The sequence below is a fragment of the Pseudonocardia sulfidoxydans NBRC 16205 genome (genome assembly GCF_007989085.1).
Classification (GTDB): Bacteria; Actinomycetota; Actinomycetes; order Mycobacteriales; family Pseudonocardiaceae; genus Pseudonocardia; species Pseudonocardia sulfidoxydans.
In genome coordinates, this window is sequence record NZ_BJVJ01000033.1 from 14,995 (window position 1) to 29,467 (window position 14,473).

11 protein-coding genes are annotated in these 14,473 nt (G+C 74.4%); 4 read left to right on the forward strand and 7 right to left on the reverse strand.

The window, feature by feature from the left end; translation table 11 throughout:
* Window positions 1-2 precede the first annotated feature (2 nt).
* A complete protein-coding gene (locus PSU4_RS16750; protein ID WP_246115163.1) occupies window positions 3-650 on the reverse strand; it encodes a LysE family translocator in 648 nt (215 codons plus the stop codon).
* Window positions 651-740: 90 nt separating this feature from the next.
* On the opposite strand from PSU4_RS16750, the gene PSU4_RS16755 reads away from it, so the two are divergent.
* Window positions 741-1,901 (forward strand): DUF5685 family protein, encoded by a 1,161-nt coding sequence (locus tag PSU4_RS16755; protein WP_147109229.1) that lies wholly within the window; start codon window positions 741-743, stop codon window positions 1,899-1,901.
* Between the two features lie 132 nt (window positions 1,902-2,033).
* On the opposite strand, the gene PSU4_RS16760 is transcribed toward PSU4_RS16755, so the two are convergent.
* The 4 genes from PSU4_RS16760 to PSU4_RS16775 all read right to left on the reverse strand — a co-directional run bounded on the left by PSU4_RS16760 (window position 2,034) and on the right by PSU4_RS16775 (window position 9,061).
* A complete protein-coding gene (locus PSU4_RS16760; protein ID WP_147109232.1) occupies window positions 2,034-5,066 on the reverse strand; it encodes a bifunctional [glutamine synthetase] adenylyltransferase/[glutamine synthetase]-adenylyl-L-tyrosine phosphorylase in 3,033 nt (1,010 codons plus the stop codon).
* A 16-nt stretch (window positions 5,067-5,082) separates the two neighbouring features.
* Window positions 5,083-5,991 carry a GNAT family N-acetyltransferase gene (locus tag PSU4_RS16765; protein WP_186817004.1) on the reverse strand — a complete coding sequence of 303 codons (909 nt, stop codon included), beginning with the start codon at window positions 5,989-5,991 and terminating at the stop codon, window positions 5,083-5,085.
* A gap of 45 nt (window positions 5,992-6,036) precedes the next feature.
* Window positions 6,037-7,380 carry a type I glutamate--ammonia ligase gene (gene glnA, locus PSU4_RS16770; protein ID WP_147109238.1) on the reverse strand — a complete coding sequence of 448 codons (1,344 nt, stop codon included), beginning with the start codon at window positions 7,378-7,380 and terminating at the stop codon, window positions 6,037-6,039.
* A gap of 88 nt (window positions 7,381-7,468) precedes the next feature.
* The gene (locus PSU4_RS16775) at window positions 7,469-9,061 is read right to left on the reverse strand and encodes an alpha/beta hydrolase (protein WP_147109241.1); all 1,593 of its coding nucleotides are present in this window, start codon (window positions 9,059-9,061) and stop codon (window positions 7,469-7,471) included.
* A gap of 240 nt (window positions 9,062-9,301) precedes the next feature.
* On the opposite strand from PSU4_RS16775, the gene panB reads away from it, so the two are divergent.
* Window positions 9,302-10,180, forward strand: coding sequence for a 3-methyl-2-oxobutanoate hydroxymethyltransferase (gene panB / locus PSU4_RS16780; protein ID WP_147109244.1), 879 nt, complete (start codon window positions 9,302-9,304; stop codon window positions 10,178-10,180).
* Window positions 10,181-10,293: 113 nt separating this feature from the next.
* Here panB and PSU4_RS16785 read toward each other — a convergent pair whose 3' ends face one another.
* Window positions 10,294-11,415, reverse strand: a complete 1,122-nt coding sequence (locus tag PSU4_RS16785) for a glutamate-cysteine ligase family protein (RefSeq protein ID WP_147109247.1) — start codon at window positions 11,413-11,415, stop codon at window positions 10,294-10,296.
* A 327-nt stretch (window positions 11,416-11,742) separates the two neighbouring features.
* Between PSU4_RS16785 and PSU4_RS16790 the strand changes: the two genes are divergently transcribed.
* On the forward strand, window positions 11,743-12,411 hold the full coding sequence (locus PSU4_RS16790) for a nitroreductase family protein (RefSeq protein ID WP_147109250.1): 669 nt from the start codon (window positions 11,743-11,745) through the stop codon (window positions 12,409-12,411).
* A 27-nt stretch (window positions 12,412-12,438) separates the two neighbouring features.
* Here the strand turns inward: PSU4_RS16790 and PSU4_RS16795 are convergent, their stop codons facing one another.
* Window positions 12,439-13,860, reverse strand: a complete 1,422-nt coding sequence (locus PSU4_RS16795; protein WP_147109254.1) for an RNB domain-containing ribonuclease — start codon at window positions 13,858-13,860, stop codon at window positions 12,439-12,441.
* A 441-nt stretch (window positions 13,861-14,301) separates the two neighbouring features.
* Between PSU4_RS16795 and PSU4_RS31370 the strand changes: the two genes are divergently transcribed.
* Complete coding sequence (locus tag PSU4_RS31370) at window positions 14,302-14,469, forward strand: hypothetical protein (protein WP_186817005.1); 168 nt, start codon at window positions 14,302-14,304, stop codon at window positions 14,467-14,469.
* Window positions 14,470-14,473 lie beyond the last annotated feature (4 nt).

Below are 14,473 nucleotides of genomic sequence, written 5' to 3' on the forward strand. Positions count from 1 at the left end.
GCTCAGTCCTTGCGGCCGCTGATCGCGAGCCCGGCGCCCATCAGGATCATCAGGACGCCGCCGGTTCCGCCGAGCCGGCGCATCCTGGCGGGTGAGGTCGCGAGCCAGGTCCGGGCGGCGCCGGCGACCAGGCCCCAGACGCTGTCGCAGACGGCCGCCAGCAGCACGAACCCCAGGCCCAGGACCAGCATCTGCGTCGCGGGGCTGCCCGCGGCGGGATCGGTGAACTGCGGCAGCACCGCGGCGAGCAGGACGATCGCCTTCGGGTTGGTGATCCCGACGATCACGCCCTGCAGGAACACACGTCGGTGCGCGGCGGCCTCCGCTCCCCCGCCGGTGCCGGTCATCGCGGCCATGACGTCGCCACGGGAGCGCCACGTCTTCACACCGAGGTAGATCAGGTAGGCCGCCCCGGCCAGCTTGAGGACGGTGTAGGCGACGACGGACCGTTCGGCGATCTCGCCCGCCCCGAACGCCACCGCCACCACGAGGACGGCGACCCCGGTGCCGTTGCCGGCCACGGAGAGCAGTGCGGCGCGGCGTCCGTGCGCGAGCGCGCGGCCGACGATGAACAGCACGCTGGGCCCGGGGATGACCACGAGCACGAGCGCACCGAGCATGAAGGCGAGGGAGTTCCCGAGGGTCGGCACGTCCCGCACGGTAACCCCGGCCCGGCGCGACGCTCGTACCGGTCGGCGCACCGTCGGTCGTGCGAGACCGCCGCTGCTTATGCTGCGCCGGTGTTCGGGATCTTGCGGCCGTGCCGGCACAGCCTCCCCGGTGGGCTGAAGGCGGACTGGACGGGTCATCTGTGCGGGCTGTGCCTCGCCCTGCGCGACGAGCACGGGCAGCTGGCGCGCACCGTCACCAACTACGACGGGCTGATCATCTCGGTCCTGGTCGACGCGCAGACGCCGGCCGAGCCGCGGCGGCGCACGGCCGGGCCGTGTCCGCTGCGGGGGTTCCGCACCGCGGGGGTCGCGAACGGTGACGGCGCCCGGCTCGCGGCCGCGGTGTCGCTGGTGCTGGCGTCGGCGAAGCTCGCCGACCACGCGGCCGACGGCGACGGTGCGATGGCCCGGCGCCCGGTGGCGCGGGCGGCCACGGCGCTGTCGCGGCGCTGGGCGGGTCAGGCGCGCAGCGGGTCGGTCGCGCTCGGGTTCGACGCGGGGGTGCTGCTCGACGCGGTCGCCCGCCAGCCCGCCGCGGAGCTGTCGGCCGGTCGGGGTGCGGCGGGGCTGCTGGCCGCGACGGAGCCGACCGAGACGGCGACGGGTGCGGCGTTCGCGCACACCGCGATCCTGGCCGACCGGCCGGGCAACGTCGCGCCGCTCGCGGAGGCGGGGCGCCTGTTCGGCCGGCTCGCGCACCTGCTCGACGCGGTGTCCGACAAGGCCGACGACGACGCCGTCGGCGCCTGGAACCCGTTGACCGCCACCGGGACCGATCTGGTGACGGCGCGGCGGCTGGCCGACGACGCCGTGCTGGGTGTGCGGCTCGCCCTCGACGACGTCGAGTGGGCGCGGCGGCCGCGGCTCACCCACCGCCTGCTGGTCCACGAGCTCGACCGGGCGGTCGGGCACGCGTTCGCGCACGCGGGCGGCGGGCCGGGCACCGACCCCGACAAGGTCGACCTCACCAAGCACCGCGACGGCCCCGACGAGCCCGGCGACCGCAGCAGGTTCGGCAACCGTCGCGGCCTGCTCGCGGGCTGCGCCGCCGCGATCGGGCTGTTCTGCACCTGCCAGGTGTGCTGTGCCGACGAGTTCCCCGGTCCGTGGTCCGGCCGGCCGCGGCAGGGCCTGTGCCACAACTGCGACTGTTGCGACTGTTGCGACGGGTGCTCCGACTGCGGGGACTGCTCGTGTGACTGTTGCGACTGCTGCGACTGCAACTGCTGACCGCGGCGCCGCGACGTCGCGCGCAACCTCACTGTTCGTCGGCGGCGCTGGACCAGCAGTGAGGTTGCGCGCGGTTCGTCGGCCGGCCGGCGGCGGCCCGACCGGGCGCGGCCGGCCGGCAGCGGAGCCGCGTCACCAGCCGTAGAAGACCCGTTCGACGACGGCGCGGGCGCGACGGGTGGTCCGGCGGTAGTCGTCGAGGAACACACCGGGGTCACCGCCGGGCGGGTAGCCCAGTGCGCTGGCGACGGCGGCGAGCTCCCGCCCGGACCGGGGCAGCTGGTCGCCCGGCTTGCCCTTGACCAGCATGACGGCGTTACGGGCCCGGGTGGCCATGGTCCAGCCGCTGGTGAGCTCGGCGGCGTCGTCGGCGGAGAGCAGGCCCGCGGCGGCGGCCTCACGCAGCCCACCGAGCGTCGACGTGGTCCGCAGCTCGGGGACGTCCCCGGCGTGCTGGAGCTGCAGCAGCTGCACCGTCCACTCGACGTCGGCGAGGCCGCCGTGGCCGAGCTTGGTGTGCGTGCTGCGGTCGGCGCCCCGGGGCAGCCGCTCGTCGTCGACCCGGGCCTTGATCCGCCGGATCTCCGTGACGGCGGCGGTGGGCAGGCCGTCGGCCGGGTAGCGGATGGGGTCGATCATGTCGACGAACCGCTCCCCCAGGTCGCGGTCGCCGGCGATGGGCCGGGCGCGCAGCAGGGCCTGCGCCTCCCACACCTCGGCCCAGCGGGCGTAGTACTCGCGGTAGGAGCGCAGCGTCCGCACCAGGGCGCCCTGGCGGCCCTCGGGGCGCAGGTCGGCGTCGACGACGAGCGCCGGGTCGGGGCTGGCCGAACCGAGGCTGCGCCGCACGGTCTCGGCGACCTGCGTCGCCCACTTCACCGCGGCGGCGTCGGCATCGGGTCCGGGGTCGAGGGCCTCGCACACGAACAACACGTCGGCGTCGCTGCCGTAGCCCAGCTCGGCGCCGCCGAGGCGGCCCATGCCGATCACGGCGATCCGGGCGGGCGCGGGGGCCTGGGCGGTGTGCTGCTTGACCGCGGCGTCGACCGTCGCGGAGAGCACGGCGCACCACACCGACGACAACGCGTCGCACACGTCCCCGACCGGCAGCAGGCCGAGCAGGTCGGCGCAGGCCACGCGCAGCATCTCGTGGCGGCGCAGCGACCGCGCCGACGCGACGGCCTGGTCGAGCGCGTTCTGCCGGCCGACCGTCGTCAGCAGGGAGGCGGCGACGTCGGCGGGGTCGCGGGTGAGCTCGTCGGGACGTCCGGCGCCCGGCAGCGCCAGCAGCCGCAGCACCTCCGGCGCCCGCACCAGCAGGTCGGGCACCAGCAGCGACGTGCCCAGCAACCGCATGAGCCGTTGCGCGACGGCACCTTCGTCGCGCAGCAGCCGCAGGTACCAGGGCGTGAGCGCGAGCGCCTCGGAGACCTTGCGGTAGGACAGCAGCCCGCGGTCGGGATCGGGGCTGTCGGCGAGGTCCTCCAGCAGCACCGGCAGCAGCGTGTGCTGGATCTGCGCGGCCCGCGACACCCCGCCGGTCAACGCGCGCAGGTGGTTGAGCGCGCCCTCGGGCGAGGCCCAGCCGAGTGCCTGCAGCCGGGCCTTGGCGGCGTCGGCCGACATCGTGACGGCGTCGGCGGGCAGCCGCGACACCGAGTCGAGCAGCGGGCGGTAGAACAGCTTCTCGTGCAGCCGCCGCACCCGGCGCGCGTTGCGGTGCCACTCGTCGAGCAGGACGCCGACGACGTCGCGGCGCCCATCGTGGCGCAGCCGCGCCGCGCGGGCGAGCCAGCGCAGCGCCTCGGTGTCGTCCTCGGCGGGCAGCAGGTGGGTGCGGCGCATGCGCTGCATCTGCAGCCGGTGCTCCAGCAGCCGCAGGAACCGGTAGGAGGCGGCGAGGTTCGCGCCGTCGTCACGGCCGATGTAGCCGTTGCCCGCCAACGCGTCCAGGGCCTTCAACGTCGAGGGTGACCGGATCTCGGGGTCGGTGCGGCCGTGCACGAGCTGCAGCAGCTGCACCGCGAACTCGACGTCGCGCAGCCCGCCGCGGCCCAGCTTCAGCTCGCGCTCGGCGTGGTCGGGGCGCACGTGCTCCTCGACGCGGCGGCGCATCGCCTGCACGTCGCCGACGAAGTCCTCCCGCTCGGCGGCCTTCCAGACCATGGGCGAGACGGTGTCGAGGTAGGCCTGGCCCAGCTCGGGATCACCCGCCGCGGGGCGGGCCTTGAGCAGCGCCTGGAACTCCCACGTCTTGGCCCAGCGCCGGTAGTAGGAGGCGTGGCCGTCCAGGGTGCGCACGAGCGCGCCCTGCTTGCCCTCAGGGCGCAGGTTGGCGTCGATCTCGAAGCAGGCCTCACCGGCGACGCGCATCATCCGGCTCGCGATGCGGGTCGCCGTGGCGTCCGCGGGTTCGGCGACGAACAGGACGTCGACGTCGGAGACGTAGTTCAGCTCGTAGCCGCCCGTCTTGCCCATCGCGATGACGGCGAGCCGCGCGTCCGGTTCGGGGGCGTTCTCGGCGACGGCGACCGCGAGCGCGGCGTGCAGGGCCGCGAGCGCGAGGTCGGCGAGCTGGGCCGCGACGTCGTCGACCTCCATGACGGGCAGCGACGCGTCCCCGACCGCGGCCAGGTCCGCGGCGGCCAGTCCGAGCAGCTCGTCGCGGTAGGCGGTGCGCAGCGCGGTGACGGCCTCGCCCCCGGTCAGGGTGGCGGCCGACCCGCCGGGGGCGCCGGCGGGCGCCGCGCCCGGGTCGGCGCCCACGGCACGCAACAGGTTCGCGGTGCGCCGCGCCAGGTCCGGTGGCGGGTCGTGCCGGTCCGGGGTGTCGGCGAGCAGCAGCCACCGGTCGGGATGGGCGACGAGGTGGTCCCCCAGCGCCGTCGACGACCCCGTCAACGCGAACAGCCGCGCCCGCAGCCCCACGTCGGTGCGCAGCTCGGCGTCGATGGTCGGCCAGTCGGTCGCGGCCTCGGCGAGGCGTTCGACGGTCCGCAGCGCGAGGTGCGGATCGGGGCTGCGGGCCAACGCCCACATGATCTCCTCGGCCCCGGCGACGGGTCCGTCGTCGGACCACCAGCCGAGCTTCTCCAGCGTCGGGGTCGTCCAGGGCTCGACGAGCCCGAGCCGGGCCGGCGAGGTGCCGCCGCTGCGATCCGCCACGATCGCCGATCCTGCCCTATCGCGCCTGCGCGTGCGCCGGGACCAGCCGTACCTCACGGTGCAGCCCGGCGGGCTGGTAGCCGATGCGGGCGTAGATCCGGTTGGGGACGTCGGCGGCGACGTCGGTGAACAGGACGACGTCGCGCGCGCCCGCGGCGAGTGCCCGGGCGGTCGCCGCCGCGGTGACCGCCGACGCGTAGCCGTGGCCACGGTGCTCGGGCGGGGTGTAGACGGGGCCGATCCGCGCGGCACCCGCCGCCGCTCTCCTGCCGACGGCGAACGCCACCGGCGTCCCCGCGTCCTCCCACACCACGACGTCGCGTCCCACCGCCCGGTGCTCCGCGACGAGCGTCGCCGGGTCCGGGCCGGTCGCGGGCGCCCCGTCGCCGTCGGGGTCGGGGCGCCCGGGGTGGTCGACGGCGACGTCGGCGGCGAAGGCGCGCAGCCACTGCGCGAGCATCGGCCCGTCGTCCTCGACGGCGGCCCGCGCCGCACCGGGGACGCCACCGGGCCCGACGAGACCGCCGAGGACCCACAGCCGCATGTCGACGTCGGTCATCGGGACCTCGCCCGTGCGGGCGCTGCGGGCCGCGGCCAAGGCGTCGGCGGCGGGTGCGGCGCCGAACAGGCCGCGGTCTGCCATCGGGATGTCGCCGAGCGCGTCGGCGACCGCCGCGGCCGCCTCCGGCGGCAGGCCCGACACGAGCAGCGCGAACCCGGCGAACCGCAGCGCGGCACCGACGACGCGGTCGCCGCCGTCGTGCACGGTCAGCAGCGTGTCGACGCCGAGGCCGCCGCCCGCGACCTCGGCCAGCGCCGTGAGGGCGACGGTGTTGGCATGCGGGTCCGCCGAGAGCAGGGGCAGCGCGAGGCGGCCCCACCGCTCGGTCCCGCGGTCATCGGTGTCGTAGAGCCGGACGTCCACGACGCGATGGTGCCCGGCCGCAGCGGCCGGGGCCATCGAATTGCGTCAGAGGATCGGCAGGTACGTCGCCAGCTCGTAGGGCGTGACCTGGCGGCGGTACCCGTCCCACTCCTGACGCTTGTTGCGCAGGAAGAAGTCGAACACGTGCTCGCCCAGGACCTCCGCGACCAGCTCCGAGTGCTCCATCGCCGACAGCGCCTCGGTGAGGTTCTGCGGCAACATCTCGTAGCCCATCGCGCGGCGCTCGGTCTCCGTCAGCGACCAGACGTCGTCCTCGGTGGGCGGGGGCAGCTCGTAGCCCTTCTGCACACCCCGCAGCCCGGCCCCGAGGATCACCGCGAACGCCAGGTACGGGTTGCACGCACTGTCGAGGCTGCGGATCTCCACCCGCCGCGTCGACTGCTTGCCCGGCGAGTACATCGGCACCCGCACCAGCGCCGACCGGTTCGCGTGGCCCCACGACACGGCCGTCGGCGCCTCGCCACCGGTGATGAGCCGCTTGTAGGAGTTCACGAACTGGTTGGTCACCGCGCTCATCTCGCGGGCGTGCCGCAGCACCCCGGCGACGAACGCCTTGCCGGTCGCGGACAGCTCGTAGGGGTCGTCCGGGTCGTGGAAGGCGTTGCGGTCGCCCTCGAACAGCGAGAAGTGGGTGTGCATCGCCGAGCCCGGATGGTCGGAGAACGGCTTGGGCATGAACGACGCCCGCACGCCCTGCATGAGCGCGACCTCCTTCACGACGTAGCGGAACGTCATGATGTTGTCGGCCATCGTCAGCGCGTCGGCGTAGCGCAGGTCGATCTCCTGCTGGCCGGGCCCGCCCTCGTGGTGGCTGAACTCGACGGAGATGCCCATCGACTCCAGCGTCTCGATCGCGTTGCGCCGGAAGTGCGGCGCCACGTCGTGGGAGGCCTGGTCGAAGTAGCCGCCGTTGTCGGCGGCGACGGGGGGCGACCCGTCCGACGGCAGGTCGCGCAGCAGGTAGAACTCGATCTCCGGGTGGACGTAGCAGGTGAACCCGGCCTCGCCCGCCTTCGACAGCGCCCGGCGCAGCACGTGCCGCGGATCGGCCCACGACGGCGAGCCGTCGGGCATCGCGATGTCGCAGAACATGCGCGCCGAGTAGTGCTCGCCGCTCGCGGTCTCCCACGGCAGGACCTGGAACGTCGAGGGATCGGGGCGGGCCACCATGTCGGACTCGTAGATCCGGGCGAAGCCCTCGATCGCGGAGCCGTCGAAGCCGATGCCCTCGGCGAACGCGCCCTCGAGCTCGGCCGGTGCGACCGCCACCGACTTGAGGTAGCCGAGCACGTCGGTGAACCACAGCCGCACGAAGCGGATGTCGCGTTCCTCGAGCGTGCGGAGCACGAACTCCTGCTGACGATCCATGGTCACCGAGCCTAGGAACGGGCTGTTACGGGAATGTTTCGACGCCGGTGGGTCCCGGCGACATCACGCCGACAGCATCGGCGGACGGTCACGACAGCCTGCACTCCAGCCCTTCGGCGGGCAACGTCAGGTCGGTCAGGTACGCCGTGACCGCGTCGTCGACGCACGCGTTGCCCTGCAACGACGCCGTGTGCTGCTCGCCGTCGACCTTGATCAGCCGCCCGCCCAGCGCCGTCGCGAGGTCGACGCCGGCCTGGTACGGGGTGGCCGGGTCGCCCGTGACGGAGACGACGACCGTCGGCGGCAGCCCGTCGACCTGCGGCACGTGCGGCCGGCTCGTCGGCTCGACCGGCCAGAACGCGCACGGGTCGAGCGCGTCGACCGGGCCCTTGCCCGTGCTGCGGAACGGCGCCACCTCGTCGACCTTGCGGTTCTGCTCGTCGATCTGGGCGCGGTCGGTGATCTGCTGCTCGTCGACGCAGCTGATGGCCGTGAACGCCTCGAGCATGTTCGAGTAGTGCCCCTTGGCGTCGCGGTCGTAGTACAGGTCGGCCAGGCGCAGCAGGATCGTCCCGTTGCCCCGCGCCAGGTCGGCGATGCCGCGGGACAGGATCGGGTAGGCCGCCGACACGTACAGCGCCTGCGAGATGCCCGTCTGCGCGTCGTTCCAGCCCAGGGTGCGGCCGGCGAGGGCGGGCAGCGGGTCGTCGATCAGCGGACGGACCAGCGACAGCCACACCGTCGTCGCCTTCGCCGGGTCCTGGCCCAGCGGGCACGGCGTGGTCTGCGCGGCGCACCACGTCGCGAAAGCGTCGAACGCGCCCTGGAAGCCCGCGTTCTGGTCGATCGTGCGGTCGATCGTCGTCTGCTGCGGGTCGAGCGCGCCGTCGAGCACGAGGGCCCGCACGTTCTGCGGGAACGCCTCGGCGTAGGTCGAGCCGATCCGGGTGCCGTAGGAGAAGCCCGCGTAGGTGAGCTTCCGGTCGCCCAGTACCGCGCGCAGCACGTCCATGTCCTTCACGACGTCACGCGTGCCGACGTTGGCCAGCACGTCGACACCGGTCTTGGACACGCAGCCCTGCACGAACCGCTTGTTCTCCGCCTCCGTCCCGGCGACCCCGGCCGGTGACGGGTCGGTGTCGTCGTCGGCGCGCTCGGCGTCGTTCTGCCGGTCGTCGAGACAGTCGATCGCGGGTGTGCTCGCGCCGACGCCGCGCGGGTCGAACCCGACGAGGTCGAACCGGGCCAGCACCGCCGCCGGCGTCTTCGAGCTGGTGCCCAGCGACGCGGCGAACTCGATGCCGGAGCCGCCCGGGCCACCCGGGTTCACCAGCAGCGAGCCGATCCGGTTCGCCTGGTCGGTGGCCTTGTGCCGCAACACCGCGATGTCGGCGGTCCTGCCGTCCGGGTCGGCGTAGTCGAGCGGGACGCGCAACATCGCGCAGTCGAGGCCCGGGGTGGTGAAGGTCTTCTCCTCGTCGGCCGAGGAGGAGAACTGGGCGCACGAGCCCCACGACAACGTCTGGTCGTAGAACGACTTCAGCGCCGGGTCGCTACCCGCCGCCGCCTCCGCCGACGCACCGCTCGTCGACGTGGTGCACGCCGCGGTCAGGACCGCCGCGAGCAGGACGGCGAGGATCCCGAGGGGCGTGCGAAGTGTGCGACGGGGTACCGGGGACACCGTGTCAGCATGCCAGCGAGCGGGTGCGCGCCGTGACCACCCGGGCGAACTGCCCCGTCGGGTCCCCCGGTTAGGGGACGCGCGGCACGGACGACGCGCCGGCGCCGGCGGGGTGCAGGTCACTCTGTGACCTGGGTCGCCCGGCGCAGCGCCCGGGACGTCCTCGGTGTCACGCTTCGCTCACCAGCCCCTGACGACCCGGGGACCCGCGACGCGGGCCTCGAGGGAGGACGGACGACGATGTCTGCTGCCGAGCACACCCCTGCGACCGGTCGAGCGGGCGAGCCCGCCGAGGAGTCGCCCTACCGCACCACGGCCCGGCCCAAGCGCACGCGCCTGCACCATCTCGCCGAGATGAAGCAGCGGGGCGAGCGGTGGCCGATGCTCACCGCCTACGACCGCTACTCCGCGGAGATCTTCGACGAGGCCGGTATCCCGGTACTGCTCGTCGGCGACTCCGCCGGCAACAACGTCTACGGCTACGACAACACCATCCCGGTCACCGTCGACGAGCTCATGCCGCTCGTGAAGGCGGTGGTCCGCGGGGCGCCCCACGCGCTGGTCGTCGCCGACCTGCCCTTCGGCAGCTACCAGGTCTCCGCCGCGCAGGCGATGGAGACGGGCATCCGGTTCATGAAGGAGGGCGGCGCGCACGCGGTCAAGCTCGAGGGCGGGGCCCGGTTCGCCCCGCAGGTCGACGCACTCGCCGGCTCCGGCATCCCGGTGATGGCCCACCTCGGCTTCACCCCGCAGAGCGAGCACGCGCTGGGCGGCTTCCGCATCCAGGGCCGCGGCGACGCGGGCGAACGCCTGATCGAGGACGCGCTCGCGCTGCAGCAGGCCGGCGCGTTCGCCGTCGTGCTGGAGATGGTGCCCGCCGACGTCGCCAAGCGGGTGACCGCCGAGCTCGCGATCCCGACGATCGGCATCGGCGCCGGGCCCGACTGCGACGCGCAGGTCCTGGTGTGGTCGGACATGGCGGGGATGAACCGCGGGCACAAGCCGCGCTTCGTGAAGCCCTACGCCGACATGGGCTCGGTCCTGCTCGACGCGGCTCGTGCGTACGCGGCGGACGTGCGCGGCGGCGAGTACCCGGACGCGGACCACTCCTACAGCTGACCCCGCCGGCCGTTCCCGAACGAACGGCCCCGCCGCGCAAGTCCTTTCCGAACGAACGGCACAGTCGCGCAACTCAGTTGCGTGACTGTGCCGTTCGTTCGTGTCGGAGGGCGTCAGGGGCGCAGGCCCGCCACGGGGTGGCCGGCGGCGTAGCAGGCCAGCATGTCGACGGCAGGGCAGTGCTGGGCGGCCACCCGTTCGGCGAGACGGTCGAGACGGGCGAGGTCGTCGTCGCGGCCGGCGAGCGCCGCCCTCGCGGCCGCGAGCAGGTCCGTCGTGCCCTCGGCCACCCACGGGTCGGCGAGACCCGCGACGGCGGCCCGCTGGTGGGCCACCGCGTCGGGCACGAGGGCGCGGCCGTCGAGCGTGGTGTCCATGACCAGGCCGGTGAGCAGGCTGAGCAGCTCGCCGTAGAGCTGCGGGTCGGGGCAGGCGTCGAAGGCCTTGAACTCGATGCGGCCCACCTCGGCGGGCAGCCGCGCGGGCTGGGTCAGCGACGGGTCGGTGTCGAGCATCCGGTCGCGGTCGGCCACGCCGTCGAGGAACACCATCGCCGCGGGCCGCGCGCCCGTCCGGACCGCGGTGCGCGCCGACAGCCCGCCCCACACGACGCCGTCGCGGAACGGCGAGGAGAACGACAGCGGCACCAGCCACGGGCTGTAGTGGGTGAGCTTGGCGCCGACGTCGACCAGCTCGTCGACACCGATGCCGGCGCACGACAGGTTGAGGTCGGGGCCGTAGGTGACCATGTGCAGGTGCGCGGTGCGCTCCTCCGGCGAGCCGGTGCGGTGGCGGACCTCCCAGTCGTTGTAGGGCGGGACGACGGGATAGCTGGAGCGCAACGGGTTGAACCCGATCGCGACCGTCGTGAACCCGGCGGGGGCGGCGACGTCGTCGAGCGCCCGCTGGTCGGCACGCAGGGCGTCGACGGCACCGTCGACGGTGTCGTGGATGCGCGTGCGGATCTCGATCCCCTTGGGGTCGCAGCGGACGAAGCCGCCGTCGTCGTCGAAGCGTTCGAAACCCTCGACGTACCAGCGCTTGCGTTTGATGCCCTGGTCACCGACGCGAAGGTCGGCGAGATCTCCGGGGTCCTCCGGCAGGGCGTCGACGAGGGCCTGCGCCTCGGCGAAACCCAGTCGGGTGAAATCTGCGAAGTGTCCGTCGGCGCTCAGGAGCGCGCACTCGTGTTCGATCCCGTAACGGAAGGAACGTTCGGACGGGTGTCGGACCACCCGGAACTCCTCGTGCAACAGCCACCGGCGAGAAACCGGTGGGACCAATGGGACTGATGGGACGAACGTGGTCACAGAACGCGCCCGGCCGGTGACCACGCGCAGGAGTGACGCACTCCGCGAGAATTAAGGGTAGCCTTACGCAATCCGGCGGGACCCAGCCGGACACGCGTGCCGGTCCGGGCCACCATCCCCGGTCGGCGCCTCGTTCGGCCCACAGGCCGGACACCGCACCGGGGCGCGGCGCGACCAGCCGCGACACCACACGCGATGCCCTGCCGCACCCCCGCGGCACACGAGTTCGTCCGACCGACCGGAGCACGACACGTGACGAGAGCCGACACAGAACCCAGAGCCGGCACCGGACCGAGCGCCGGCACCGGACCGGGAGCCGACACCGGACCGGGAGCCGCAGGACTCGACGAGCCCGTCTCCGGGCCCGCCGACACGGTGCTGACCGGGCTGCGCGAACGCCGATCCTGCGCCGGCCTCGCCGAACCGGCGCCCGCCCCCCATGAGCTGCGCGCGATGATGTCGGCCGCGATGTCGGCCCCCGACCACTGCCGGCTCACGCCGTACCGCTTCATCGTCGTCGACGCCGCGGCCCGCGCCGCGCTGGGCGACGCACTCGCCGACGCCCACGCCGAGCGCGAGCCCACGGCCACCGCCGCGGAGCTCGACCGCGTGCGCGCCAAGGCCTACCGGGCGCCGACGATCGTCGTCGTCGTGGCCGCTCCGCAGCCGCACCCGACGGTCCCCGCCTGGGAGCAGCGCGCCACCGCGGTGTGCGTCGCCCACGGTGTCGTCCTGGCGGCCGACGAGCTCGGCTACGGCGCGATCTGGCGCACCGGGTGGTTCGGCGAGGCCGCGAAGGTCCGGGCCCACCTCGGGCTGGCCGACCACGAGGACGTCACCGGCTGGATCTACCTGGGCACCCCGACCACCCGGCCGGCGCCGCGGCGCGTCGTGGAGCCCGCGATCACCTGGCTGACCTGACCGTGCCCGCGCCCGGCACACGCCGGGTCACTCCGCCGTGAACTCGACCCGGCCCGTCGCCGGCTCGGCCACCGTCAGCCGCGCGGTGATCCGCTCCCCCAGCCGCAGCTCCCCGTGGCAGCGCGCGACGACGGGCGGGTCGAGCAGGTAGACCTCCCCGGGCTCCTCGCGCAGCACGATCACCTCGACACGCTCGTCCAGCCGGTCGACGAGCAGCGCAGCCTCGGTGCGGTCGACGCAGGCCCGGTCGACCTTGCCCGCCACCGTGTCCGACGCCGCCATCATTGCGGGCAGGCCGGGCAGGGCCGCGCGCACCCATCCCGGCACCGGCTCCCCCGCTGCGACCGCGAGACACACCTCGGTGCCGTAGCGGTCGACGAGCCTGCGCAGCGGCGCCGTCACGTGCGCGTAGGCAGCCCCGATGCCGCCGTGGCCGGGGTCGTCGGGCGGGGGCGCGTCGAGGCCGTCGAAGGCCGCGTAGCCGGCGCCGCGCAACAGGGTCGTCGCGGCCCGGCGCAGCGCCAGCGCGTGCGGGGTGTCGAGCGGGAGCCCGGCCAGGAAGCATGCCGGGGTGACGTCGGCGGGCCAGTCGACACCGAGCGCGGCCGCGGTGGCGCGCAACGCCTCCACGGCGTCCGCGTCCGGGGCCGGCAGGGTGCGCAGCACGCCGGTCCCCGCGTCGAGCATGAGCGACGCGGCCGCGGTGCCGGTGAGCAGCGAGATCTCGGCGTTCCAGGTGTCGACGTCGACGCGCTCGCGGGCGCGGACCGTCCAGCCCCCGGCGCCGTCGGGGACGACCTCCTGCTCGGGCAGCTCCAGCTCGATCGCGCCGCGCGCCACGGCCAGCTCCCGGCGCAGCCGTCCGACCGTGGGCAGCAACGCGATCGCCGCCGGGAGCGGGCGTCCGGCAGACAGCTCCGCCTGCACGCCGCCGTAGTCCAGCTGGGCCCGGGACCGCACGAGGGCCCGCTCCACGGTGACGGCGGTCCGTTCGCCGCCGGCGTCGAGGTCGATGGTCCACAGCACCGCGGGGCGCGGGCCGTCGGGGAGCAGGCTGGCCGCGCCCTCCGAGAGCACGGGCGGGTGCAGCGGAACCGCGCCGTCGGGCAGGTAGACGGTCTGCCCGCGGCGGCGGACCTCGTCATCGAGCACACCGCCCGGGGCGACGACGGCCGCCACGTCGGCGATCGCGTAGTACACCCGGAACCCGTCACCGTGCGCGACGATGCCGACGGCCTGGTCGAGGTCCTTGGAGCCGGGCGGGTCGATCGTCACGAGCTCGACGTCGGTGGCGTCGCGGCGGCCCGGCCCGGCCGTGGGCGTGTCGTCGGCGGCGGCTCGGGCGGCCTCGGCGAGGACGTCGGCGGGGAACTCGGCGGGCAGCGCGAACTCCGTCCGCACGGCATCGAAGTCGGGTTGGACGGTCGCGGCGGCGGGCTCGTCGGGCACGGGCGCGAGGGTGTCACGATCGGCCGTCGCGCGACACGCCCCTCGCCCACCGGTGACCCGGCGTGTCGCCGACCGTCTGCGACACGCCCGGGAGCGGCGGTTCGGGCCCTGCGTGTCGGGCTGCGTGTCGCGGATCACCACACCGTCGGACACGCCGCCGCGCCCGGTCGCCCTGTGCCGCGTCGCCGGTGTCGGCGCCTGCGCGGGCCGACGACGTGCGACGGGTCGTGCTGCGGCGCAACGGTGAGGAGATCATCACGGGCCCGGCGGCGGACCAGGGTACCGAGGGGACGTCGGCCGGGCACCGTCACGACCGAAGGTCCCCAGGTGGGCGCCCTGTCCGGGTGCGCGCCGGACGGCGTCGCGCCCGACTGGACAACTGCCCGGCACGGGTCCACATTGAGGTCACGAAGCAATATCGTTCTGGTCTCAGGAGGAATCATGAAGCTGGGTCGCAAGATCGCCGAGGGTGTCGCCGTCGACCTCGATGCCGAGCCCAGGACCGCGTCCGCCGAGGCCCCCACCGAGCCCGAGAACACCCGCGCCGAGGCCCCCGTCACCGCAGAGAAGCGGTCCGAGGTTCGCGTCGAGCGGCACGCCGGGGTCTGATCCA

Excerpts from the sequence above, each read along its gene's own strand:
- panB (WP_147109244.1), top strand. The coding sequence starts at position 9,302 with ATGTCTGCTGCCGAGCACACCCCTGCGACCGGTCGAGCGGGCGAGCCC.
- glnA (WP_147109238.1), bottom strand. The coding sequence starts at position 7,380 with ATGGATCGTCAGCAGGAGTTCGTGCTCCGCACGCTCGAGGAACGCGAC.
- PSU4_RS31370 (WP_186817005.1), top strand. The coding sequence starts at position 14,302 with ATGAAGCTGGGTCGCAAGATCGCCGAGGGTGTCGCCGTCGACCTCGAT.